This is a genomic window from Spiroplasma sp. Moj (genome assembly GCF_016082285.1).
GTDB classification, from domain to species: domain Bacteria; phylum Bacillota_I; class Bacilli_A; order Mycoplasmatales; family Mycoplasmataceae; genus Spiroplasma; species Spiroplasma phoeniceum.
On the sequence record NZ_MQTY02000156.1, the window covers coordinates 1 to 1,193 of the forward strand.

General features: G+C 27.2%; 3 protein-coding genes and 1 pseudogene. All 4 read right to left on the minus strand.

Features of this window, described 5'->3' with window-relative positions:
* Nucleotides 1–43 precede the first annotated feature (43 nt).
* Nucleotides 44–277: a single-stranded DNA-binding protein gene (locus BST80_RS05250; protein ID WP_415746279.1), complete on the minus strand. Its 234-nt coding sequence runs from the start codon at nt 275–277 to the stop codon at nt 44–46.
* 59 nt (nt 278–336) lie between these two features.
* Nucleotides 337–855 (minus strand): tRNA (cytidine(34)-2'-O)-methyltransferase, encoded by a 519-nt coding sequence (locus tag BST80_RS05255; RefSeq protein ID WP_415746280.1) that lies wholly within the window; start codon nt 853–855, stop codon nt 337–339.
* On the minus strand, nt 833–997 hold the full coding sequence (locus BST80_RS05260; protein ID WP_415746281.1) for a non-canonical purine NTP pyrophosphatase: 165 nt from the start codon (nt 995–997) through the stop codon (nt 833–835). The genes BST80_RS05255 and BST80_RS05260 overlap by 23 nt, the downstream gene beginning before the upstream one ends.
* Before the next feature lie 52 nt (nt 998–1,049).
* Nucleotides 1,050–1,172, minus strand: a pseudogene (locus tag BST80_RS05265) (hypothetical protein); the annotation flags it as partial.
* Between the last annotated feature and the right edge of the window lie 21 nt (nt 1,173–1,193).

A 1,193-nucleotide genomic window follows, 5' to 3' on the forward strand; every position in this document is an offset into this window, starting at 1 on the left:
CTATTAGTATCTTTTTAAAAATATTTACAATTATTTTAATAGGTTATGCAAAAAGTCTAATATCTAAATCATCGATATTATTTGTTCATACTTTAACATTAACTAAATCACTATCATAGTTACCATCTTTATTTTTAAAAGGGCACTGAATCTTTAGTAAAAATTTCATTAGTTTTCGTTCTGCTTCTTTTTTATCATAAATAATTTCATAAGTTCCTTCTACTTGCCCAACCAATATTACTTGATTCATATTACTTGATTCATTCTTTATCATCATTTCTAAAAACAATCAATATAACTCAATACTAAAAAAATTCACAAAAAGCATTGTTATTTTTATTTTAAAAAATCAGCCCCTTTTTGAATTTCAACTTTTGATAAACCAGGATAATCTCATTGCCGCATAATTTCATAACCGACAATCCCAACTGTATTAGCAACATTTAAACTACGGACTTTTTCTGACATTGGAATACGAAAAGTTCGTGATAAATGTTCTTTCAAAATTGTTGTTGGAATACCAGTTGATTCACGCCCAAATAAAATAAAAACTTTTTCTTCCTTTGTAAAATCAATTGCACTATGTGGTTGTTGTGCATAACGAGTTGAACAATATAATTTAAGATTTGGATTTAATTGTGAAAAATGATTTCAATCATTATATGTTTCATAATCAGCAAACTCAACATAATTTGCACTACTGCGAGCAATAAATCGTTCATCAAAAATAAATCCAAATGGTTCAATTAAATGTAACTTAGCATTAATTGCAACACAAGTTCGCATAATGGCTCCAACATTTTGTGCAATTTCTGGTTCAAATAAAATAATGTTAATTTTTTTTGTTGTCTTCATCTTTTCCTCCTAGTCATCATTTTTTAAACATTTGAAAAGCCTTTGAACGATGCGAATACTTATTTTTCTCTTCTACAGTTAATTCAGCATAAGTTTGACCAATTTCTGGTAAAAAAAAATTGCATCATAACCAAAAAAACATTATTACCAACTGGTTTTTCAGTAATAAGACCTTTTGTTATTCCTCGAAAATACCCTGTTTCGTTTGTACTTGGGTTAATATAACATAAAACACAAACTGCTTGTGCATCACGTTCTTCTAGTGAACGACATTTTTCAATAGACTTCTTGCATAACCTATTAAAATAATTGTAAATATTTTTAAAAAGATACTAATA